We start from the raw sequence: 21,353 nt of genomic DNA on the forward strand, positions 1-21,353 counted from the left end.
CTCACAAACGACTTTACGCATGAAGCCTATTCATAAATTCCTGTCGATCGGCCTGCTGACCCTCAGCCTGACGGCCTGCAAAGAAGACTTTCTGGAACGCCAGCCGCCCAATATCATTCTGGAGAGCCAGGTCTGGAACGACCCTAAACTGATTACGAGCCTGCTGGCCAACTACTACGACCGGCTCCCCGCTCATACCCAGATCGATAACGGCTGGGATCAGTTTGCCGCCTACGACGAAGCGTCCTGGTCGGGCAACAACGACGGCCCCAACAACATCATCTCGTACGGCTTCGAGCGCTGGCGGCTCTGGGACTACGGCCTGATTCGGGATATCAACCTCGCGCTGGAGAACATCGAAACCAAAAGTACGGCGCTGACGGCGGCTCAGAAAACCCAGTTTTCGGCCGAGTTCCGGTTCCTGCGGGCCTTTATGTACTTCGAGCTGGTGAAGCGGATGGGTGGCGTACCGATCATTACCAAACAGCTCATCTACGACTTCAGCGGCAACCCAAGTTCGCTCCAGTTCCCGCGCAATAAAGAGTCGGAGGTGTATGACTTCATTGCCAGCGAACTCGATGCGGTGAAGAACGACCTGGGCAATACGGGCAGCAACACCCGCGCCAACCGCTATACGGCCATGGCGCTGAAGAGCCGGGCCATGCTTTACGCCGGGTCGATCGCTAAATACAACAACCGCATGGGTGCGCCGATCAGCACACCGGGTGGGGAGGTTGGCATTCCGGCCGCCCGGGCGCAGGAGTACTATACCAAAGCGCTGGAAGCCGCCAAAGAAGTGATTGCCGGTCCCTATCGGCTCTACCGGGTCAATCCCAACCTGGGCGAAAACTTCTTCGAGGCCATCACCAAAAAGCTGAACAACTCGGAGGTTATCCTGGCCAAGGATTTCCTGACGGCCAAAGACAAACGGCACGGGTTCACCTACGACAACATTGCCCGTAACGTCCGCGAAGACAACCTCTCGTCGTCGAACATTACGCCCACCCTGAACCTGGTCGAGGATTTCGAATACCTCGACGGCAGCTCGGGCGAGCTGAAAACCCGCACCCCCGACGACCGCGACTTTATCTATTACGATAACCTCAGCGGGCCGTTTGCCAACAAAGATGCCCGGCTCTACGGTACCGTTATCTACCCCGGCACCAGTTTCCGGGGGCAGGAGGTGCAGATTCAGGCTGGCGTTATGGTCTGGAATGCCACCAGCAACAACTACCAGGTAGTAGAAGGCAACACCCTGGGCCAGGTTTATACCGACGGGAAACTCCTGACGGGTACGTCGGGGCCGCAGCGGTCGCAGACCGAGGTGTCGAATACGGGTTTCTACATGCGGAAATACATCGATCCAACGCCCCTGGCGAGTACCCGCGGTATCCGCAGCGATATGTGGTGGGTGCGGTTCCGGCTGGGCGAGATTCTGCTCAACGCAGCCGAAGCAGCCTTTGAGCTAGGCCAGACGGGCGAAGCGCTGACCTACGTCAACCAGGTGCGCGAACGGGCGGGCTTCCCGGCCAACAGCCTGACCACGCTGACCCTGGCCCGGCTCCAGAACGAACGGCGGGTCGAGCTGGCCTTTGAAGACCACCGCGTCTGGGATCTGAAGCGCTGGCGCATTGCCCATGAGATCTGGAACGGTAACGCCACCAATCCCGATGCCGTCATGTACGCCCTCTACCCCTACCGCATCGTGCGCCCCGGCGACCCACGCGATGGCAAGTACGTGTTCGTGAAGCTGGTAGCGCCCCGTTTCCGCGCTCCGCGCCTGTTCCAGCTGGGTAACTACTACGCATCCATCGATCAGGCGGTGATCAACAACAACCCGAAAATTGTTCGTAATCCTTTCCATTAACGATCATGAAAGCTATTTATATGGGCCTGCTGGCGGCTCTGACCCTGCTGGCCGGCTGCGCGAAAGACAACTTCGAACCGCCTACCTCCACCATTACGGGCCGGGTCATCTACGACAACCAGCCGGTTGGGGTTCGTACCAACGGGGTTCAGCTGGAGCTGTGGCAACCGGGATTTCAGCTGTTTACCAAAATTCCGGTATACATCGCGCAGGATGGCACCTTCTCGGCCACGGTCTTCGATGGGGACTACAAACTGGTTCGGCTGCGGGGCAACGGGCCGTGGGTCGATAATACCGATACGATTCCGGTACAGGTGCGCGGGGCGGCTCAGATCGACGTGCCGGTACAGCCGTTCTTCGTGATCCGCAACCCGACCATGCAGAAAAGCGGGACCAGCCTGACGGCCACCGCCACTGTGGCGCAGGTGGTAACCGGTCGCGCCATTGAGCGGGCTACCCTCTATGTCAGCACCACCCAGTACGTAGACATCAATAACAACGCCGGGTCGGTTAGTCTGACCGGGGCGGCCCTGGCCGACCTGACCAAGCCGCTGTCGTTCTCGATGGCGCCACCCGCATCGGTCGTGGCCAAGGGATACTGCTACGCGCGGCTGGGCGTCAAAACCGTTGGCGTGGCCGAGATGATTTATACGCCGGTACAGAAAATTACGCTGTAAATCAACCCCAACACCGAACCGGCTGAAAGTGATCCCGTTTACTTTCAGCCGGTTTTCTGTTTTGTTTATGTCTAACCCCGTCCTGCTATGACCAGATTCTACACGCTCCTGCTCGTACTGCTGACCCTGCTCGGACGCTTCGCTGCGCAGGCTCAGGAAGCGCCCCTCACCACCCACGACCCGAGTACGATCCTGAAAGCAGCCGGTCGCTACTGGTATTTCTCGACCGGAAACGGCATTCAGGTCGTCAGCTCTGCCGACCTGCGAAGCTGGAAATCCGAAAAACCGATCTTCGAAAAAAATACCTGGCCCGGCTGGGTCGACAGTACCGTAAGGGGATTTAAAGGTCATTTCTGGGCGCCCGACGCCATCCGCATGAACGGAAACTATTACCTCTATTACTCCTGCTCCACGTTTGGCTCGCCGGTATCGGCTATCGGGGTTGCCACCTCACCGGTGCTCGACCCGCAGTCGCCGGCCTACCGCTGGACCGATCAGGGTATGGTGGTATCCTCCAAAGTCAGAACCGACATCAACGCCATCGACCCCAGCCTCATGCGCGATACGGACGGTCGGGTGTATATGGTCTACGGCTCCTTTCACGGGGGCATCGGCGCGGCCGAAATCGATACGACAACCGGTAAAATCAGAGCCGGCACCCCGGTGAAAACGGTGGCGGGTGGGCGTCAGTCCGACTGGGAAGCGGCTGCGCTGATCAAAGAAGGCAACTTCTACTACCTGTTTGCCAACAACGGCCTGTGCTGCAAGGGTATCAACAGTACCTATTATCTGGTGGTCGGGCGGTCGTCGAGTCCGCTCGGGCCGTTTGTCGACCGGTCGGGCCGCGACCTGACGGCCGGGGGTGGTACGCTCGTGCTGCGCACCGAAGGCAACTACCTGGGGCCGGGCCACGTGGGGCTGCTTCGCGACGGAGGGCGTAACCTGGTATCGATTCATGTCTACGATCCGAACGATCGGGGCAAATCCAAACTGGCGTTCTGTCAACTCAGCTTTCAGAACGGCTGGCCTATACTGACGCCCGAACGATTTGGTACGGACTAACCCGCCGGTTTAACCGCAGCCGGTCCGGATCGGTTATAACCCTATGCAGCCACCAACCGACCGACACTGGCAAACGATCTCCATACCAGCTTCTGATTTCAGCGAGCGACTCAGGCAGCTGAGCCTCAGCCAGTCGCCGGCGGGTTCGGTCTACTCCCGGCTGGCGCTGATTCATCGGGTGGCCAGCGCCTACGCCACCGAAGCCGCCAACCAGGCCGGCGTTTTTCCGACCGATCTGCAGATCGAAGAACTAACCGACCCGCCCCTGTACGAGCTGCCCCCCGACCCCGACCCGGTGATCATCCAGTTCAGTTACCAGGCAGCCTGACTTTACCGGCTTCCGGCGTCGTCGTTCTGTACTTTGCGGCTCTGCTTGCCTCCCGAACTCATCTGCCCGAAGCGCCACTCGAACGCCAGCCGGGCCGAGCGCGACACGAAGAAGAACCGCGTATCCGACTCGAACGTGGGGGCCGACTGGCGCAGGCGCTGCGACACGCCCCGGTTGAAGGGATTGTTGACACCCAGCGTCAGACTCGCCTTTTTGTTCATCATCTCCCGTTTCAGCGCGAAGCCGTACCAGTAAAAACTCGACCCTTTCCCCTGTAAATTGACCCAGCCCGAGTTGAAATTCCCGTTGGCCTGAAAGGTGTAGTTGTGCGGCATCTTGTACGTGCTGCTGATGTTGGCGTTACCCACCAGGCCGCTGTTGCGCTGGTTCAGCATGGGGCTGTTCAGGTCGACGTACCGAACATCCAGGCCACCGTTCAGGGTCCAGGTTTTGGTAGCCTGGCCCGACAGGTTCATGTTCATGCCGTAGGCGATGCGCCGGGCAATGTTCTGCGGTTTGCTGAGAGCAATCCCCGCTTCGTCGACCGTCCGCACGTATTCGATGGCGTTGTTGGTCATGCGCCAGTAAAAGGCCGTATTGACCGACAGGTTCGATTTGGTGGTGACGCTATGCCCCAGTTCGATGGCGTGGTTCAGTTCGGGGTCCAGATAGGGGTTGCCCGTCTGCAGGTTGCGCGGATCGCTGGCGTTGACCCAGGGGTTGAGGAACCAGAGCTGCGGCCGCTGAATCCGCTGGGTGTAGCTCGTTTTCAGGGTGTGGGTTTTTAGCCCTTTCGAGATCGTTACGCTCGGTATCAGGTTGGTATACTGGTTGGTCAGCGTGGTCTGGGTCGTCAGAAAATTACCGTCGATAAAGGTCCGTTCGAGCCGGGCGCCCAGGTTGAGGGTCCATTTCTGTTTGGTTTCGACCCGAAGCGCGGTATAGCCCGAAACGATCCGCTGGTTGTAATCAAAGTCGTTCGACTGGCGGGGGTCCGGCACCAGCGGCAGCTGCCCATCCAGCGACTCCTCGACCCGGTATTCGCTGCCGATATCGCGCCGGATCGCCTTCAGGCCCGTTTCGAGTTTGAGCTGGGTGGTGTCGCTGCCGGTGCGGATCAGGAAGGGGTAGGTATAATCGGCCTGAAACGTATACTCTTTGTTGCGGCTGTAGTTGGTGCTGTGTTGCCGGAAACTGAGCTGTTCATTCTCCCCCAGCGTATAGCGGTCGGTGTCGTAGAAATAGTTGTCCGGCATGCGGCTGTACTGGGTCAGCAGGGTAAACTCGGCGGGCGTAGCCACCCCGGCCCGTTTCTGGAAGGTCTTGGTGTAGCCCAGGTCGAACTGGCTGTTGCCGTAGGGGTTGCTGAACCGGATGTCGTTGCGGAAGTTTTGCAGGATGGCCCCCGACGGGTCGGTCAGCCGGTTGATCTGGGTGCTGTTGTTGGGATAATAGCCCCCCCAGGCGTTGGCCGAAAAGTTGATGCGGCTGGTTGAGTCCGGGTCGTAGTCGAGGCTCAGCTCGCCGTAGCCGCCGGTGCCGGTATTGTCGGCGGTGCTGCGCTGGAAGAGGTAGTTCAGCGGCTGCCCGGCCAGCAGGGTCGCACGGGTGGTCTGCACCTCCCGTATGTTGCGAAACTGGTAGCCGTTGGCCGACAGCGAAAAGCCGATCTTTTTAGTTTTCAGGGCCAGCTTGGTATTCGTACTGCGGTTCAGGTTCCCCAGCGAGGCCATGATCGAGCCGTTGAACCCCTGCAGCGCCTTTTTGGTGATGATGTTGATAATACCCGCGGCCCCTTCGGCATCGTATTTAGCGCCGGGGCTGGTAATGACCTCCACCGACTTGATATTGTCGGCGGGCATCTGTTTGAGCGCGTCGGCCAGGTTGCGGGCCATCATGGCCGAGGGTTTGCCGTTGATCAACACCCTGATGTTGCTGTTGCCCCGCATCTGAATGTTACCGTCCAGATCCAGACTCAGCGACGGCACCTTGCGCAGCACATCGGCCGCCGAACCGCCTGCGTTCGAAATATCTTTTTCGGCATTATAAACCAGCCGGTCCCCTTTTTCTTCGATCAGCGCTTTCTGAGCGGCTACCGTCACCTCGCCCAGCGTACGGCTCTCCGACCGCAGCCGAAGCCCGCTCAGCCGAACCGACGGCTGGTCGGCCCGCAGCACGAGCGACTGGCTCCGGGCCTGGTACCCCACCGATGAAAGCGTAAGCGTATAGCTGCCCAGCGGCAGGTTGGGCAGCGCAAACACCCCGGCACTATCGGTCGTCACGCCCGCAATCAGGGTGGCGGCATCCCGCACAGCCACCGTCGCAAACGGCACGGGCAGAGCCGTTGTTGAGTCGATGAGCGACCCGGTTACGCTGGCGGTCGGGCTGGATTGGGCCAAAGCATTCCCAACCCATAGCGCCAGGGCGGCTACGGTACATAAACGTTTCATAAGAGGTTGGCTTAAACTGGGGTGAGACGGGGCCTATCAGGCCTGAAAGGCCTGCAGGACCTTTCAGGCTGTCATGAACCTGTGTTTATCGGTTTTTACCAAAGAGACGATAAACAACTTAGTGTTGCATCGGCGGCTGGGAACCGGCCAATTATTTTTCTTTCCGCAGGTAAATGTTGTTGCTGATCGACTCCAGCCGCACCTGCGGGCCACCGCTGAGGAGTGTACCTTCCAGCGTGTAGCCTACTAACGGATTTTTGGGGCGCTTTCCTTTGAAATCGATCGTCAGGTCAGAATACACTTCGCCCGTAATGGTTTTCATGGCTACGTTGGCCCCTTTCGAGCCCGGCCAGCTCATATCGACGAACCCACTGATCGACTTCGCCGACACGGCACTCGTAGCGCCCTTGATGTGGATATTCCCCGAAATAGTTTCGACGCGCAGGGGGGCTTTTCTGGGCAGAAAGACCGTGTAGTTGATCGTGCTGCATATCGAATGGGAGGTGCCGTCTTTGTCGGTCCGCCAGGTAGATTGGCGGTTGCCGGGGCAATCCTCGGACCGGCCCTGTTTGATCCGTTCATGGTCAAAATCGGTCGTGATGCTGACCGCGTCCGCCGTCGATTCGGTACTGACCTCCAGCGCATCGTTGAGTTTGCCGTTGTTGATCGTAACCGCAATCCGCATCGACACCTCGGACTTATCCCAGTACTGTACGTCGATGCTGTCGCCAAACTTCAGATTAAGGTGCACGGCCTGACCGGCCGAGAGCGGCAACGTTTTGGTAATGATTTTCTGGGAGAAAACGGGTTTGGCCAGAAACAGAACCAGGAGCAGAAGCAAGTGATTTTTCATAATTGCAGGAGAAAGAGGAAAAGAGAGTGGGACAAACGCTTATTTCTGCTTGCGGATGAAGATGTCGCTGGAGATGGTTTTGAGCCGTAGCTCCACTCCGCCCCCGTTTGCAGTGCCGTTGATGACGTGGCCGCCCCCCATGCGGTTCAGGCCGTCTTTTTTGGCCATACCCAGGTCGAAGTCGGTATACATTTCGCCGTTGATGGAGTTCAGTTTGAAGCTGGCTTTGGTGCTGGCCGGCAGGGTGACGTCGATGTCTCCGCTAATGGTCGAAATGGCGGTAGGCTTGCTCTGATTCAGCGTCGAATACACCACTTTGACTTCGCCGTTGGTCGAGTTGGCCACGACGGGACCCGTCACATTGACCAGGCTGATGTTGCCGTTCAGCGTTTTGACTTCGAGGTCGCCATCCATATTCTGAATGTGTACATTGCCGTTGCTACCCCAGTTGACCTGTTCGTACAGGATAGCGGCTTTGTTAGGTACGCGGATCGTATACGCCATGTGCCGGCGCGACGCTTTCTCGACTCTGACGGTATTGCCTTCTGTCGTTACGGCCAGTCCGATGCCGGTATTGTCGACGGCCGAGTTGTACAGCGGCCGCAGCCCTTTTGCCTGCTCCGGGGGCGCTTCCATCTTACTCTGGGTCTGGATCACCAGTTCGTTGCCGTTGTAACCCTCAATTTTCAGATTGCTGGCGTCCAGCATGAGCATCACTTTCTGATCGCCATTGTTAGCCAGTTTCGTCTTGTACTCCTGCGCATACAGCACAGTCCATTGCCATAGGCATCCGATGCCTAGTAACAGCATTTTTTTCATAAGAATATGTGGTTGACTAGTTAATACAAATGATGTTCAGTGGTCCCGCCACGCCATGCCCCCCCACCGTGGTCCGTGTCCCCACGGACCACTCTCGCGACAGCAAGACCATCCGGTCAGGTGGTCCGTGGGGACACGGACCACGGTGACGCACGACGGACACGGACCACGGTGATGGCGCCGATCACGATGTCGAGCGAGCAACCTGGCTCAGGGCTCCGGCGCCCTCTTCGGCTTTGAGCCGGACAATGTCGAGCACCTGCTGGTTGCGGGCGAGTCGCTGCATGTCGGCGGCTGCCCGTTTTTCCTTGATCGCCACCAGCGCGTCGATCAGGGTAAGCTGCACATTCGGATCTTTCTGTATCCGCAGTGATTGAATGAGCGCTTCGCGAACGCCTTCTTCCTGCTCAAAGCGCACAAGAGCCTGGCAGGCCGCCAGCCTGACGTTGACATTCGCGTCGAAGTTGAGCGTGTTGATAAGCAACTGCGTAATCTCGCGGTCGGCCCGGTCCAGCTCGGCGCTCTGGTTGATGGCGTGGATCCGATCGCTGGCCGACGTTTGCGCCACTGCATCGAACGCCAGCGTTTTCCGGATCGACTCGCCAGCCGGATGCCCGGTCGTTGCCAGCTCGACCGACTCGGCGGCATCAGGCGACTGGCGCGAGTAGAACTGCCCGCCCGCAAACCCGATCAGCAGCAGCGCCACCCCGGCGGCCAGCCGCATACCCCAGGTAGTCAGTTGCCGAACCCGGCCCATGGCCCGTACGGGTTGCGGGACCAGTTTCTGATCCAGCCGGGTGGTGAAGTCGGGCGACAGCTGCCCGGCCCTGGCGCTGGTCACGTACTGAAACAGCGACGCATGGGGCAGCAGGTGGTCTGGTATCGATTCGGTATGCTGAAAATAGGCGCGCAGTTGATTCTCTTCATCCAGCGTGGTTTCGCCTTCATAATAACGGGCCAGCAACTGGTCAATAGTCGGCTTCATAGTCGTTCAGTTTAAGGTAACCGTCCCGCAGTCGTTGCCGGGCCCGCGAGAGCGCAACCCGGATCGCGTTGATCGACAGCCCGGTTACCTGCTCAATTTCCTCGAAGGAGTACTCTTCTACATCCCGCAGATGGAGTACCAGCTTCTGCACATCGGGTAGCTGATCGATCAGCTGCCGCATCCGGTCGGCACTGTCGGCCAGCTCCAGTTGCCGATAAGGCGAGAGCTGGCTGGCGGCCACGCTGCCCAGATCCGCCTTGTCGACGTTTTTTTGCCGGGCGTGTGACTTGAGCCGGTCCAGACACAGATTCTTCGTCATTTGTACTGCCAGGGCTTCTACGCTCTGGTACGTATTCAGCTGCTGCCGGTTCGACCACAGCCGCATCAGCACATCCTGCAACGCATCCTCGGCATCTTCGCGGTTGCGCAAAAACATCGTAGCCAGCCGGAAGAGTCGATTCTGAATGGGCAGAATCTGTTGTTTGAACGCCTGTAGATCCATGTCATGAGCAAAGACGACCGAGCCGGCAAAACATTACAGCGCCGACCACTTCTTTTTCAAGCCCGGTCAGGCAGGCCGCTTTTTCGGCCTGATCGGCGGGTAGTTCTGCAAACGGCATACGATTTGCGGGTAATCATGAGTCAGCTGCCCGGTTACTTCCACAAAACAACCAGTCAGATGGCAATCACAATAAAGTAAATCAGGAAACCCACTGTAAAACGCAAATCATGAAATCGACCCTATCTATTGCCCTATTGTGTTTAGTTATGGCCTGTTCAGGTAAAAAGTCTGGCACCGGGGAGTCTGAGCAGGCTTCGGAAAAGCCCGATTCACCGGTAATGGTCGGGAACGACGTCGACCCCAGCGGCTGCAAAGGATCGGCTGGCTATACCTGGTCGGCCGTAAAGAAAAAGTGTATCCGCTTTTTTGAAGAAGGCACCCCGTTTGAGAAATACGAATCGACGGCCCCCGAAAATCCGGTCACTACCGCCTATGTCGTTCTGTCTGACGACCATTCCAAAGCGGAAGTCTTTTTCGGCGAAACGGATAAACCCGCTGTTTTGGAAAAGAAAGAGGTAGTTGAAGGCGAAACGATGCCTATACTCTTCGAGAACGAAGACGAACAGCTCAAAATCAGGTTTTACAAGGATACGTATCAGATTCTGTTTCAGGATTCCATACGATTCACACAGGACTACTCGTTCAAAAACGGTCTGGCGGAGAAGCTGGAAAAAACAAAATAAGTACCTGATCAATAGCGTCTATTGCCAGAAGGCCTGCAGGTGCCCGGTTTACGGGCGTCCTGCAGGCCTTCTGGCGTATCAGGGCGTACTGGTTCCCGAACCTGTCTGGCTCATAAGCATAAGCAGGCGTTGGCAGCGGGGTTGTCGGGGTACCTCCGCGACTGGCCGGAACAAATTCACGGCCCGCACACTTAGCTGATACATAACGGATTGAACAAGACTCGCCAAGGTCCGGCAAGATTGCATGGTAGTTGAACCGTATAAAGAATCCTGGGTCGGAGACTTCAGCGCCCTGAAACGGGTGCTTGAGGAAGCGCTGACAAACCTGCCCGTTTCCGTTGAACACGTAGGCAGTACGTCGGTTCCGGGGCTGGCAGCCAAACCAGTCATCGATATCGATCTGATCTTCGATCAGCCGATAGTCTTTGATGATATCAAAAGCAGGCTCGAAGCGATTGGGTACTACCATGCTGGCGATCAGGGCATTGCTGGCCGGGAGGTATTCAAGCGCGCCCACGCTGACCCTGCCCATACTGTACTCGATTCCATCCCCCACCACCTGTACGTTTGCCGGGCCGACAGTGACGAATGGCAGAAACACCGGCTGTTCAGAAACTATCTGATTGCCCACGAGGACGCCAGAGCGCACTACCAGCGGTTAAAATATGACCTTGCCCGGGCCGCCAACCAGGACCGAAAGCGCTACGCCCAGCTGAAAGAGCAGCAGGCAACGGCATTCATCAACGACATCATCGAAAAAGCCCGGCTAGACGAAACACGAACCGATTCTAATCGGCTTTCTTGATTGTTATTAGAATCGGACAACCGGAACGGCCGGGTAAATTACTGAACCAGATTACTTAATGGTCAATACTTCGGCTGCAACTGCCTTCAGCAAATCATTATTCGTAGACGAACGCCGTCCGGTACGATACCCGTTTATAAGGTGTCGTACCGGACGGCGTTCGTTGTGTCAGGGTTTACAGCAGCTTGTCCGGGGTGATCGGCAGTTCGCGGATTCGTTTGCCGGTGGCGTTGAAGATGGCGTTGGCTACGGCGGCTGCTACCCCAACGATGCCCACTTCGCCGATGCCTTTAATCCCCATCCGGTTGGCTTTCTGGTCGTCTTCCCGGATAAAAATAGCCTCCATCTCGCCAATGTCGAGGTTGGCCGGTACGTGGTAGTCGGCGAAGGAGCGGGTGACGAAGTTGCCCCAGCGCGGGTCCACCACCGACTCTTCCGTCAGGGCCATGCCGATGCCCCAGATGTTGCCGCCGATGATCTGCGAACGGGCCGTTTTCGGGTTCAGGATCGTACCCGCGCCGGTTACGGCCAGGAATCGGTTGACCCGAACCATGCCCGTAAACCGGTTTACGGCCACTTCTGCAAAGTTGGCGTTGAAACTATGGGCCGAGTACTCCTCCGCGCTCTCCAGCGGTTTGGCATCGATACGGGTCTGGAAGTCGGTCAGCTTTTCGGAAAGCATCAGCTGCGACGCCGTCGGACGGGCAAAAAACTGCTTGCCGGACCGAGCCAGCAACTCGTCGGTGATTTTCTGACAGGCATCGTTTACGGCGTTGGCGTAACTCGACGCCCCTACCGACCCCACAGCCCCGGCCGCCGGCGGCAGGTCCGAATCGCCGATGACGACCTTCACCTGGTTGAGCGGCAGGCCCAGGGCGTCGGCGGCTGTCTGGGCCAGAATCGTATAGGTGCCGGTTCCCAGATCGGCCGCGGCCAGCTCGACCGTGGCCATGACGTCGTTGCCGGTGCGTTTCAGCTTCACGATGGCCGAGGTGGGGCGCTGATGCGCGGGGTACGTACCGCAGGATACGCCATAGCCGATCAGGTAGTTGCCCTGCTGGTTCTGGCCCGGCTCGGGCTTGCGCCTGTCCCAGCCAAAGGCTTTGGCTCCTACCTGCAGGCACTGTACCGTTGTGCGCGACGACCAGGGTTTGCCGTTAGAGGGGTCGCGTTCGGGCTCGTTTTTAAGGCGCAGCTCGATCGGATCCATCTTCAGCTTATGGGCCAGCTCGTCCATAGCCGACTCGAGCGCGAAGCTCCCCGTCGATTTGCCGGGGCCGCGCGTGTAGGTTGGCAGAATTACGTTCATCGGAACAATCCGGTACGTAATCAGCGAGTTGGGCGTGTCGTACATGATCTTCGAGCAGTCGCCACAGGGCTCGATGAACTCGTTTTTGATAGCGCCGTGCGTAGTGGTCTCGTGGGCCAGCGCCGTGAGCTTCCCGTCTTTGGTAGCCGCCAGACTCACCTTCTGATGGTTCCGCTGACGCAGCCCGACCGAGTTCACCATCTGCTGCCGCGTCAGGGCAAGCTTCACCGGCCGGTTGACCTGTCTGGCGGCTACGGCCGTCAGCACCAGGTTGGCCCACTGCCCCCCTTTCGAGCCAAATCCTCCTCCGATATAGGGCGTAACGATACGCACCTGCTCGGGTTTGATGTTCAGGGTTTTGGCCGCTGCGGTTTGCGCACCGTTTACAATCTGCGAGCTGTTATACAGCGTAACGCGATCGCCGGTCCATTCGGCAATGGTGGCGTGGGGTTCCAGCGGGTGGTGGTGCTCGATGGGGGTTTCGTAGACCTCTTCGACCTTGATTTCGGCCTCGCGCAGGGCGGCTTTGACGTCGCCCCGTTTGGCGTCGGCTTTGTCCTTATCCTTGGGCACCGACGCGTTTTTCATCAGCTTCTCGAAATCGGCTTTTGGCTCTTTCCGGTCGTAGGTGACGCTAATCAGGTGCGCAGCGTGTCGGGCCTGCTCGAACGTTTCGGCTACGACCAGCCCGATATGCTGCCCGTGAAATTCGATCTCCGGACTTTGGAGCAGCGCCCCACCCCGGATACCGCCGTCGACGTTCAGTTTCGGCGCATTCTGGTGGGTGATGATGGCCAGCACACCGGGGGCTTTTTCGGCCGCGGCCGTATCGATAGACCGGATGGTGCCGGCCGCGATGGTGCTTTTGAACAGAACGGCATACGCCAGATTCTTCACCGGATAGTCAGTCGAATAGGCCGCTTTTCCGGTCACCTTGGCAATGCCGTCGATGCGGCTGACGGGCGTGCCGGTTAGTTTGTTTTTGTCTTGCATGGCGGTTGGTGAAGGGTTCCTCAGGCTTTGCCTCCGTTCAGGGCCATCTGCAACGCCAGCACTATGCTTCGGTTGCCCAGCTCGACCTTAAACTTGTTATGTTCCAGCGGTTGGGCAGCGGCCATCTCGGCGTCGGCAGCCCGTTTGAAGTTGGCGGGGGTGGCTTCCTGACCGATCAGCATTTTTTCGGCCGTCAGCGCCCGCCACGGTTTATGTGCCACTCCGCCCATTGCGATGCGGGCCTGAACGATGCGGTTGCCCGTTTCGCTCACCTCCAGGGCGGCTGCCACCGAAAGCAGGGCAAAGGCGTAGGACGCCCGGTCGCGCACTTTGAGGTAGTACGACCTGTCGGCAAAGCGATTCTGCGGCAGGTCGATGGCGGTAATCAGCTCACCGTGGGCCAGGTTGGTATCCTGCTCGGGGGTATTGCCGGGGAGCCGGTGGAAATCGGCGAAGGGTATGCTCCGCTCCTGCCCGCTGGCCGTTCTGACCCTGACTACTGCGTCGAGAGCCGCCAGGGCAATGGCCATATCGGAGGGGTAAACGGCCACGCATTTTTCGGACCAGCCGAAGATGGCGTGCAGCCGGTTGATACCTTCCAGTGCGCCACAGCCACTGCCCGGTGCGCGCTTGTTGCAGGGCATCGACACCTCGTAGAAGTACGGACAGCGGGTGCGCTGCAGCAGGTTACCGCCGTTGGTAGCCATGTTGCGGATCTGCCCCGACGCGCCCGCCAGGATGGCCTGGCTAAGCAAGGGGTAGTGCTGGCGGACCAGCGGATGGTTGGCCGCTTCGGTATTCTTGCCCAGTCCGCCAATGGACAGACCGCCTTTGCTGGCGCCCGCCGTTATGGGTTTGATCTCGGCCAGGCTGAGATTGGTTATATCGACGAGGGCCGTGGGGCGTTCGACATCCTCTTTCATCAGGTCGATGAGGTTGGTGCCGCCCGCGAGAAAGCGGGCCGTCGGGTTACCGGCCAGGGCCTGCGTGGCTGCGGCCGGGTCTTTGGCCCTTGTATAGGTGAACGGTCTCATGGAATACGGGGTATAGGGTTAAGCCGAAAACCGGAAGGTCTGCTCTACGGGCTTGCCGCTATGAACCTCCTGAATGGCTGCTACAATATTGGGGTAAGCCCCACACCGGCACAGGTTGCCCGACATGCGCTCCCGAATCTCCTCGGCCGACAGCTGAACCGGGCCTGTTTTCCGGCGCACGTTTTCCGTGACGTAGCTGGCATCGCCCCGCCGGGCTTCGTCCAGCAGCGCCACCGCCGAGCAGATCTGGCCGGGCGTACAGAACCCGCACTGAAAGCCGTCGTGTTTCAGGAACGCTTCCTGCATAGGGTGCAGCTGCGCGCCCGAATCGCCCGCGCGGGATCGACCCGTACCGGTCTGGGCCAGGCCCTCGATCGTTTTTACGGTTTTGCCCTCGCAGCTGGCCGCCAGGGTCAGGCACGACAGCACCCGCTGGCCGTTTACGAGTACCGTGCAGGCACCGCACTGACCGTGGTCGCAGCCTTTCTTGGAACCCGTCAGGTCGAGTCGTTCCCGCAGCGTATCGAGCAGCGTCATGCGCGAGTCGACGGTCAGCTTCCGGGCGGATCCGTTCACGTTCAGGGCCAGGTTGACGCCGTTTTCGATGGCAGCGGCCGACAGCTCTTCGGGCATGGCGCCACTGATCGGTTTGGTAAACAGCTGCTCGGCCACGGCCGACTGAGCGGCCAGCACCCCACCCCCGGCCAGGGTCATCAGCTTCAGGAAGTGCCGCCGGTTGACGCCCGTATCGAGGATTTCGGTCAGGTCTTCGGGCATCAGATCCTCGAAGAGTTTTTTCTCGTCGTCGGACAGGTCCAGGTTTTCGTTTTGGTCCATCGGGCAGTTTGTCAAAGCGTTGTGACTGGTTACTCAGCACAGCCTCATCGGGCATAGAATCACCCCGAAGTAACCACCCGAACGCAGCTATTGTTATGAATTACCTATCAACGGGTACATCAACTTAACCCCCACGCAGCGCTGCGCACCCCACCGGCGAGCCGGGAGAACCCAAGCCGTTTTTTGCGTCCCCGTCAACGATGATGGAAAAACGCCTAGATTGACAGCCGATGAAAGAGATACAGAAAAGCTGGATAGAAAAAGGGTACCGGATGTTCGCGTATGGCGGGCCTCAGGAACTCAAGGTAGAACGGCTGGCCGCGGCTGTGGGCAAGAACAAATCGTCGTTCTATCACCACTTTGCCGATCTGGAAGTGTTCACCAGTATCCTGCTCGACTATCACATGGAGCAGGTTGGCCAGATTGCCCGGAAAGAATCGCAGTGTACATCACTGGACGAGCTGATCGATATTATCGTTACCCACAAACTGGACCTGCTGGTCAATCGACAGTTGCGGATTCATCGGACGAACAAGGAGTTTGAAGCGTGTTTCGTAAAAACGAACCAGCTCACGGTGCCCGCCATCATGGGTATCTGGTCCGCCATCCTGGGTCTGACCGATCAGTCGCACCTGGCCGGGCTGGTACTTACCCTGAGTCTCGATAACTTCTACCTCCAGATAACCGAAGAAACCCTGAACCACGGCTGGCTGACGCAGTATTTCAGCGACCTGCAGGGCCTGGTCCGGGCATTCAGCAAAACCGGAACAGCTTCCCCCGCCGTTCTGGACGGTAGCGTCTAAAACCGGAGGTCTGCTATAACTACCTATGCACCTGCACACAAACCAACTCATCATGCAGGAGACAGTAACAACACAGCAGGCGACAGGATCGTCGCACCGATTTCATAAGTTCTGGATCAAAATCACGGCCCTGGTCGTTGGCGCGTTCGGCCCCGTTTTCTCGTTGGGAACCATGGTCGCTACGGCCGAGCCCGCCCGGCTGACACTGGATCTGTTAAGCTGGCCCATCGATGGCGCCACGACCTATGCCTCGCCCGATACGCGGTTTCTGTCGGCGCTGACGGGCGGGTTTCTCATCGGGTGGGGCGTCATGGTCTGGGCGCTGTCGGTCTGGGTGTATGACAAAGCACCGGAAGCCGTTCGCCGAACCGTTGTCGTGGGCATTCTGGCCTGGTTCGTCTGCGACAGCACTGGTTCCGTTCTGTCGGGCAACCCGTCGAATGTGGTATTCAATATAATCGTGTTGCTGATCGCGATAGGCCCGCTATGGCGCCCGGCCAGCCACTGACCGGCCAGGTAACCATCCATCTGTCCCCACCGGCGGGGTTATCCCGTTATTCAGCCACAGAACACATACCCGGCGGCCCGTTCAGCCAGCGGTGAATACATTTGGGCCCGGCCAATACCGGATAAACTACTGACCAGCAGGGCCGAACATCTTCTTCCGGGCCTGCTGGCCGGTTCCCATTCACCGCCCATGAAAGCTGCCATACACACCCACTACGGACCACCCGAGGTCGTTCAGATCAGGGAGGTCGACAAACCCACGCCCGGCCCCCGCGACCTTCTGATTCGGGTCTATGCGTCGACCGTGAACCGCACCGACTGCGGATTTCGGAGCGCCGAGTACGTAATTTCCCGGTTGTTCAGCGGGCTGCTGCGCCCCAAACAGCAAACGCTCGGCTGCGAGTTTGCCGGCCAGGTCGAAGCCGTTGGCACCGACGTGACGCTCTTTCGCCCCGGCGACCGGGTATTTGGGTTTAACGACAGCCAGTTTGGTGGCCATGCCGAGTACATGACCCTGCCCGAAGACGCGGCCGTAACGACCATTCCCGCCGGACTCGCCTATGACGAAGCCGCGCCCATTGCCGAAGGCGCTCATTACGCGCTCTGCAACATCCGGGCGTCCGGAATAACGCGCGGCCAGAAAGCCCTTGTTTACGGAGCCACCGGCGCCATTGGATCGGCCGCGGTGCAGCTGCTCAGGCAGGCCGGGGTGGTCGTTACGGCGGTGTGCGCCAGCCCGCACGTAGGTCTGGTCCGATCGCTGGGGGCCGACCGGGTTATCGACTACACCCGCGAGGATTTCACCAAAACCGGTGAGGTATTTCAGGTGGTGTTCGATGCCGTTGGCAAAAGCTCTTTCGGGCAGTGCAAACCCATCCTCAGCGAGACGGGCAACTACATATCTACCGAACTCGGCAAAAACGGGGAGAACGTTTTTCGGGCCCTCCTGGCCCCGCTGCAGCGCGGCAAAAAGGTGCTGTTCCCGCTCCCGACAACTACCCGAGACGACATCGTTTTTCTGAGAGACCTGGTCAGCCAGGGAGCGTTCAGGCCTGTTATCGACCGCCGGTATCCGCTGTCGCAGATCGTCGACGCTTATCGGTACGTAGAAACCGGGCAAAAAATAGGGAACGTAGTCATCACCCTGGCCTGAGCCCGGCTCGGTCGCTATACCGTTTGCAGGTAGATGGCTTCCAGCTCCCGGGCCCGGAAAATGTCGTGCGCGGCCATCAGAATCGCAGCCCCATCGGTACTGAGCCTGTGCAGGATGTACGAACAACGAAGAGGCTAACGATTGGCTTCATGACGGCCTGGTTCGTAGCGGACGGTGGGGGTATGAATTATGGATTCGGAGCTGGGGTCAGCTCGTTGAGCCGAACCTGTATCTGTTTGATGCTGGTCAGGGTGGCGCGCTGCAGATCGCGCATCTGTTCGGCCGGCAGATCGGCCAGGGTGGCGTCGGCATGCTGGTGGCTATGGTGTCCGTGTTCATGCGTATGGGTATGAGGCATACCGGGTACTTCGACCAGATTGGCCTCCCAGTCTTCAAAGGCTTTTTTCAGGCTATCGAGCGAAACCACCACTGCGGCTGGCTTTTTCTGGGCCGTATATACCGCCTTCAGCGAATCGATCTGATCGATTTTCGGCTCCAGCACGGCCTGAATGTCGGTAGCCTGCCGGTGGTACGTTGCTGCTTCTTCCAGCAGTGGATCTTGCTGACCAGACGATGAACAGGCGGATAAAGCACCCATCAGGCAAAGCGTGTAAACAAGTCGATTCGGTTGCATAGGCTGGTTGTTTAGCCAGCAAAGTAAAAAATTTGCAACTATGTTGCAAAAACAAATCAACCAATAAGCGGCCTGGGCTGAGTTGAGCAACCTTATGCGCAGCGGCCGGTCAGGCGTCGGCTCCCGCCAGTCGGGTCTGTCGACGAATGTCTTCATCGATCAGCTGCCGGTTCAGCCACGCGCCCGTTTTGGCTCCGCTGGCCACCGCGATAGCCACCTGCCGAAACAGGGTGGTTGCATCACCAGCCGCATAGACACCGGGAACGTTCGTCTCGCCGGCCTCTGTAGTTTTTATCAGGCCGTGCTCGGTCAGGGTACAGCCCAGCTGACTGGCCAGATCAGTATGCTGGCGGAAGGGTACCCGCGCAAAAACAGCCGCCGGATGGGCCCGTGTCCCATCAGCGAACAGCACAGCGGTTAGCCGGCCTTCTTCGTGCTCGAGAGCCGCAATTGGGGTGTCGACAATCGGAATCTGCAGTTGAGCCAGGGTCTGCCGCTGATCGGGGGTCAGGGTGGCCGGTCCGTTGGTGAACAGGGTGAGCTGGCGGCTCCACTGCTGAATCAGGCTGGCCATATCGTACCCAACATCGCCATTGGCCAGGATACCCAGCGGCTGCCCGTGTACTTCATACCCGTGGCAGTAAGGACAATGCAGCACCGACCGGCCCCAGCATTCGGCAAAGCCCGGCAGCTCGGGCATGATATCGAACAGCCCCGTTGCCAGCAGCAGCGTACGACCCGAAAACTGTAAATCGCCCCCATCGGCCGACGTTGTTGTAACGCTGAGTCCGTGCTCAGTGCGGGCGGCCCGGGTAGCGGTGCCCGACCAGAACTGCACGCCCGGGTACTGGCTGATCTGCTCGCGGGCCGCGGTCACTAACTCCGCCGGGGTTGCTCCGTCGCGGGTCAGGAAACCGTGCGAGTGGGGCGTTTGCCGGTTGCAGGGCTGCCCCGCGTCGATGACCAGCACCCGACGTACCGCCCGGCCGAGTACCAGCGCGGCACTAAGCCCGGCACTGCTGCCCCCTACTATAATTACATCGTAATGCTCGCGGATTGTCATGTTGTATGTTGGTTGGTGTCAATGGCCGCTCAGTGAACGTGATGCGTACGGCAGTAATGGATATTGGCCAGGTGCGTCACAACCAGGCCCAGGGAGGCCGCGTAGGCCAGATATTCGAATCCATCGTTCAGTTCCTCGAACACCAGCCCGGTAGCGAACAGCCCCAGGAACCCCCAAAGGGCAAACCGGATCGAGTGGGCGGTACGTCGGGTAGCTGACCAGACCGCCCCCATATTGACGATGATGAACAGATAATCCAGACTCAGAAAGCCGGCCCGAAGCGAATCATGCGTGAGCCAGGTAGAGGTCATCAGCAATACCGGGGTGAGAATACAGTGAATAAGGCAGAGCAGCGAACCGGTGATACCGATGTAGTCGGCCCGGCGACGGAGTACGTGTGTAGCCATACCAGATGGGTTGATCGATAGGCAAAGGTAGAGAACAGGATTCATTTATGCAACAATGTTGCATAAATGAATCCTGTAGACTCTGATGGGGTTGCAAATAGCCTCACCGCTTGTCACATACCGGTTGGCTTCCTGTAGCATACGCTGCTATTTTGTATAGCCTCCCTCTAATTGCGGGCACCCTTCCCGATGAAAAAAATACTGGTGTCGTTCGCCCATGCGCTGCAAAACATCCGCACTCGCTTTTTTCATACGGTGCTGTCCATCCTGGGGATCGTGATCGGGGTGGCGGCTCTGGTTGCCATCCTGTCACTGATTGACGGCATGGAGCAGTACGCGCGCGAGCAGATTACCAGGACCACCTCGCTGAAAGCCGTACTGGTGCAGTCGAATCCCTATAAAGTAGTCAACGAGGTACAGGTTCGGAAAAGCGAGTACGACTACCTCGACGCCAAAAGATGGGGGGCCATGCGGTCATCGCTGAGCAAACCCGCCGGGACCTACCTCTACTGGCAGCAGAACAGCGAGATCAGCGTGGTGTCCGACACCGGCAAAATCGGTACGATTGTTACGGGGACCACGCTGCCCCTCCACCCCGACCTGACGCTGGTTCACGGCCGGGCCTTCACCGAACCGGAGCTGCAGAGGGCGCGTGGGGTGGCGGTTGTCAACCAGATTCTGGCCCGTCAGCTGGTCGGCAAACAATCTGAAAAATCAGCCCTCGGTCGACAGCTACGCTACGGCGGAACAACGCTGACCGTGATCGGTATTCTGGCCGACAAGGATGCCAAAGCCGGCCAGCTGCTGATGCCGATAACGCTGCTCCCCGACAGTGCGTTGCGGGCATCTCCGCCCATGGGTGTCATCGAAGCCAATACCGTAGAAGATGTACCAGCACTGAAAACCGACGCAGGCGCCTGGCTGAAAGCCAACATGAAGGGTCAGCCGGATGATTTCGTACTTATCACCAACGAGCAGCGCGTCAGCCAGGCGACCCAGGGCTTTTTACTGTTCCGGCTGATCATGGGCCTGATTGTAGGCATCTCGGTGCTGGTCGGCGGCATCGGCGTGATGAACGTACTGTTAATTTCGGTCACGGAACGAACCGTAGAAATTGGCGTTCGGAAAGCGCTTGGCGCTAAAAGGCGGGATATCATGTGGCAGTTTCTGTCGGAATCGATCACGATCTCGACCTTTGGCAGCCTGTTGGGGCTGGGTCTGGGTCTGTTGAGCACACTGGCGTTTATCCCCATCGTGAAAGCGCTGACCGACGTATCGTTTCAGGTGGCCTACACCTGGAACACCTTTATCCTGATCATGGTCATCGCCATGCTGATCGGCGTCATCTTCGGCACCTACCCCGCCCTGCGAGCCGCCCGGCTCGACCCCGTCGAAGCCATCCGTCGCGAGTAGAGACGCGACCCCTCGCGTCTCTGTGCGTCTCCTCGCGTCTCTGTGCGTCTCCCTCGCGTCTCTGTGCGTCTCTATACATCTCTATACATCTCTGTACGTCTCTGTACAT

21 protein-coding genes are annotated in these 21,353 nt (G+C 58.7%); 10 read left to right on the forward strand and 11 right to left on the reverse strand.

What is annotated here, in order from left to right; genetic code table 11:
• The first annotated feature begins 19 nt into the window (after positions 1-19).
• The 4 genes from B1C80_RS20965 (at position 20) to B1C80_RS20980 (ending at position 3,934) form a co-directional block, all read left to right on the forward strand.
• Positions 20-1,867 carry a RagB/SusD family nutrient uptake outer membrane protein gene (locus tag B1C80_RS20965; RefSeq protein WP_077923179.1) on the forward strand — a complete coding sequence of 616 codons (1,848 nt, stop codon included), beginning with the start codon at positions 20-22 and terminating at the stop codon, positions 1,865-1,867.
• A gap of 5 nt (positions 1,868-1,872) precedes the next feature.
• On the forward strand, positions 1,873-2,544 hold the full coding sequence (locus B1C80_RS20970; protein ID WP_077923180.1) for a DUF3823 domain-containing protein: 672 nt from the start codon (positions 1,873-1,875) through the stop codon (positions 2,542-2,544).
• A gap of 87 nt (positions 2,545-2,631) precedes the next feature.
• On the forward strand, positions 2,632-3,606 hold the full coding sequence (locus tag B1C80_RS20975; protein ID WP_077923181.1) for an arabinan endo-1,5-alpha-L-arabinosidase: 975 nt from the start codon (positions 2,632-2,634) through the stop codon (positions 3,604-3,606).
• Positions 3,607-3,649: 43 nt separating this feature from the next.
• Positions 3,650-3,934 (forward strand): hypothetical protein, encoded by a 285-nt coding sequence (locus B1C80_RS20980; protein ID WP_077923182.1) that lies wholly within the window; start codon positions 3,650-3,652, stop codon positions 3,932-3,934.
• A gap of 2 nt (positions 3,935-3,936) precedes the next feature.
• Here B1C80_RS20980 and B1C80_RS20985 read toward each other — a convergent pair whose 3' ends face one another.
• From B1C80_RS20985 to B1C80_RS21005, 5 genes are all read right to left on the reverse strand, one after another.
• Positions 3,937-6,384 (reverse strand): TonB-dependent receptor domain-containing protein, encoded by a 2,448-nt coding sequence (locus B1C80_RS20985; protein ID WP_077923183.1) that lies wholly within the window; start codon positions 6,382-6,384, stop codon positions 3,937-3,939.
• Between the two features lie 151 nt (positions 6,385-6,535).
• Positions 6,536-7,237 (reverse strand): hypothetical protein, encoded by a 702-nt coding sequence (locus tag B1C80_RS20990; protein ID WP_077923184.1) that lies wholly within the window; start codon positions 7,235-7,237, stop codon positions 6,536-6,538.
• Between the two features lie 39 nt (positions 7,238-7,276).
• The gene (locus tag B1C80_RS20995; RefSeq protein ID WP_077923185.1) at positions 7,277-8,056 is read right to left on the reverse strand and encodes a DUF4097 family beta strand repeat-containing protein; all 780 of its coding nucleotides are present in this window, start codon (positions 8,054-8,056) and stop codon (positions 7,277-7,279) included.
• A 184-nt stretch (positions 8,057-8,240) separates the two neighbouring features.
• Positions 8,241-9,041 (reverse strand): HEAT repeat domain-containing protein, encoded by an 801-nt coding sequence (locus B1C80_RS21000; RefSeq protein ID WP_077923186.1) that lies wholly within the window; start codon positions 9,039-9,041, stop codon positions 8,241-8,243.
• Positions 9,025-9,543, reverse strand: coding sequence for an RNA polymerase sigma factor (locus B1C80_RS21005; protein ID WP_077923187.1), 519 nt, complete (start codon positions 9,541-9,543; stop codon positions 9,025-9,027). Before B1C80_RS21005 ends, B1C80_RS21000 begins: the two co-directional genes overlap by 17 nt.
• Before the next feature lie 227 nt (positions 9,544-9,770).
• Here B1C80_RS21005 and B1C80_RS21015 point away from each other — a divergent pair, with 227 nt between their 5' ends.
• Entirely contained in the window at positions 9,771-10,286 is a 516-nt protein-coding gene (locus tag B1C80_RS21015; RefSeq protein WP_129602464.1) for a hypothetical protein, read from the forward strand.
• A gap of 244 nt (positions 10,287-10,530) precedes the next feature.
• Positions 10,531-11,091, forward strand: a complete 561-nt coding sequence (locus tag B1C80_RS21020; protein ID WP_077923190.1) for a GrpB family protein — start codon at positions 10,531-10,533, stop codon at positions 11,089-11,091.
• Between the two features lie 175 nt (positions 11,092-11,266).
• Here B1C80_RS21020 and B1C80_RS21025 read toward each other — a convergent pair whose 3' ends face one another.
• Genes B1C80_RS21025 through B1C80_RS21035 form a run of 3 tightly spaced genes read right to left on the reverse strand, consistent with a single transcriptional unit; the run spans position 11,267 to position 15,264 of the window.
• A complete protein-coding gene (locus tag B1C80_RS21025) occupies positions 11,267-13,393 on the reverse strand; it encodes a xanthine dehydrogenase family protein molybdopterin-binding subunit (protein ID WP_077923191.1) in 2,127 nt (708 codons plus the stop codon).
• 20 nt (positions 13,394-13,413) lie between these two features.
• A complete protein-coding gene (locus tag B1C80_RS21030) occupies positions 13,414-14,427 on the reverse strand; it encodes a xanthine dehydrogenase family protein subunit M (RefSeq protein ID WP_077923192.1) in 1,014 nt (337 codons plus the stop codon).
• Positions 14,428-14,445: 18 nt separating this feature from the next.
• Positions 14,446-15,264: a 2Fe-2S iron-sulfur cluster-binding protein gene (locus B1C80_RS21035; RefSeq protein WP_077923193.1), complete on the reverse strand. Its 819-nt coding sequence runs from the start codon at positions 15,262-15,264 to the stop codon at positions 14,446-14,448.
• A gap of 230 nt (positions 15,265-15,494) precedes the next feature.
• Between B1C80_RS21035 and B1C80_RS21040 the strand changes: the two genes are divergently transcribed.
• From B1C80_RS21040 to B1C80_RS21050, 3 genes are all read left to right on the forward strand, one after another.
• Positions 15,495-16,067 carry a TetR/AcrR family transcriptional regulator gene (locus B1C80_RS21040; RefSeq protein WP_077923194.1) on the forward strand — a complete coding sequence of 191 codons (573 nt, stop codon included), beginning with the start codon at positions 15,495-15,497 and terminating at the stop codon, positions 16,065-16,067.
• Positions 16,068-16,119: 52 nt separating this feature from the next.
• The gene (locus tag B1C80_RS21045; RefSeq protein WP_077923333.1) at positions 16,120-16,575 is read left to right on the forward strand and encodes a hypothetical protein; all 456 of its coding nucleotides are present in this window, start codon (positions 16,120-16,122) and stop codon (positions 16,573-16,575) included.
• 189 nt (positions 16,576-16,764) lie between these two features.
• A complete protein-coding gene (locus B1C80_RS21050; protein WP_129602474.1) occupies positions 16,765-17,727 on the forward strand; it encodes an NAD(P)-dependent alcohol dehydrogenase in 963 nt (320 codons plus the stop codon).
• Positions 17,728-17,914: 187 nt separating this feature from the next.
• Here B1C80_RS21050 and B1C80_RS21055 read toward each other — a convergent pair whose 3' ends face one another.
• From B1C80_RS21055 to B1C80_RS21065, 3 genes are all read right to left on the reverse strand, one after another.
• Positions 17,915-18,361, reverse strand: coding sequence for a hypothetical protein (locus B1C80_RS21055; protein WP_236648872.1), 447 nt, complete (start codon positions 18,359-18,361; stop codon positions 17,915-17,917).
• Between the two features lie 109 nt (positions 18,362-18,470).
• Positions 18,471-19,424, reverse strand: coding sequence for an NAD(P)/FAD-dependent oxidoreductase (locus B1C80_RS21060; RefSeq protein ID WP_077923196.1), 954 nt, complete (start codon positions 19,422-19,424; stop codon positions 18,471-18,473).
• Between the two features lie 29 nt (positions 19,425-19,453).
• The gene (locus B1C80_RS21065; protein WP_077923197.1) at positions 19,454-19,831 is read right to left on the reverse strand and encodes a MerC domain-containing protein; all 378 of its coding nucleotides are present in this window, start codon (positions 19,829-19,831) and stop codon (positions 19,454-19,456) included.
• A gap of 189 nt (positions 19,832-20,020) precedes the next feature.
• On the opposite strand from B1C80_RS21065, the gene B1C80_RS21070 reads away from it, so the two are divergent.
• Entirely contained in the window at positions 20,021-21,244 is a 1,224-nt protein-coding gene (locus B1C80_RS21070; RefSeq protein ID WP_077923198.1) for an ABC transporter permease, read from the forward strand.
• Positions 21,245-21,353 lie beyond the last annotated feature (109 nt).

The sequence above is a fragment of the Spirosoma sp. 209 genome, assembly GCF_002006735.1.
Classification (GTDB): Bacteria; Bacteroidota; Bacteroidia; order Cytophagales; family Spirosomataceae; genus Spirosoma; species Spirosoma sordidisoli.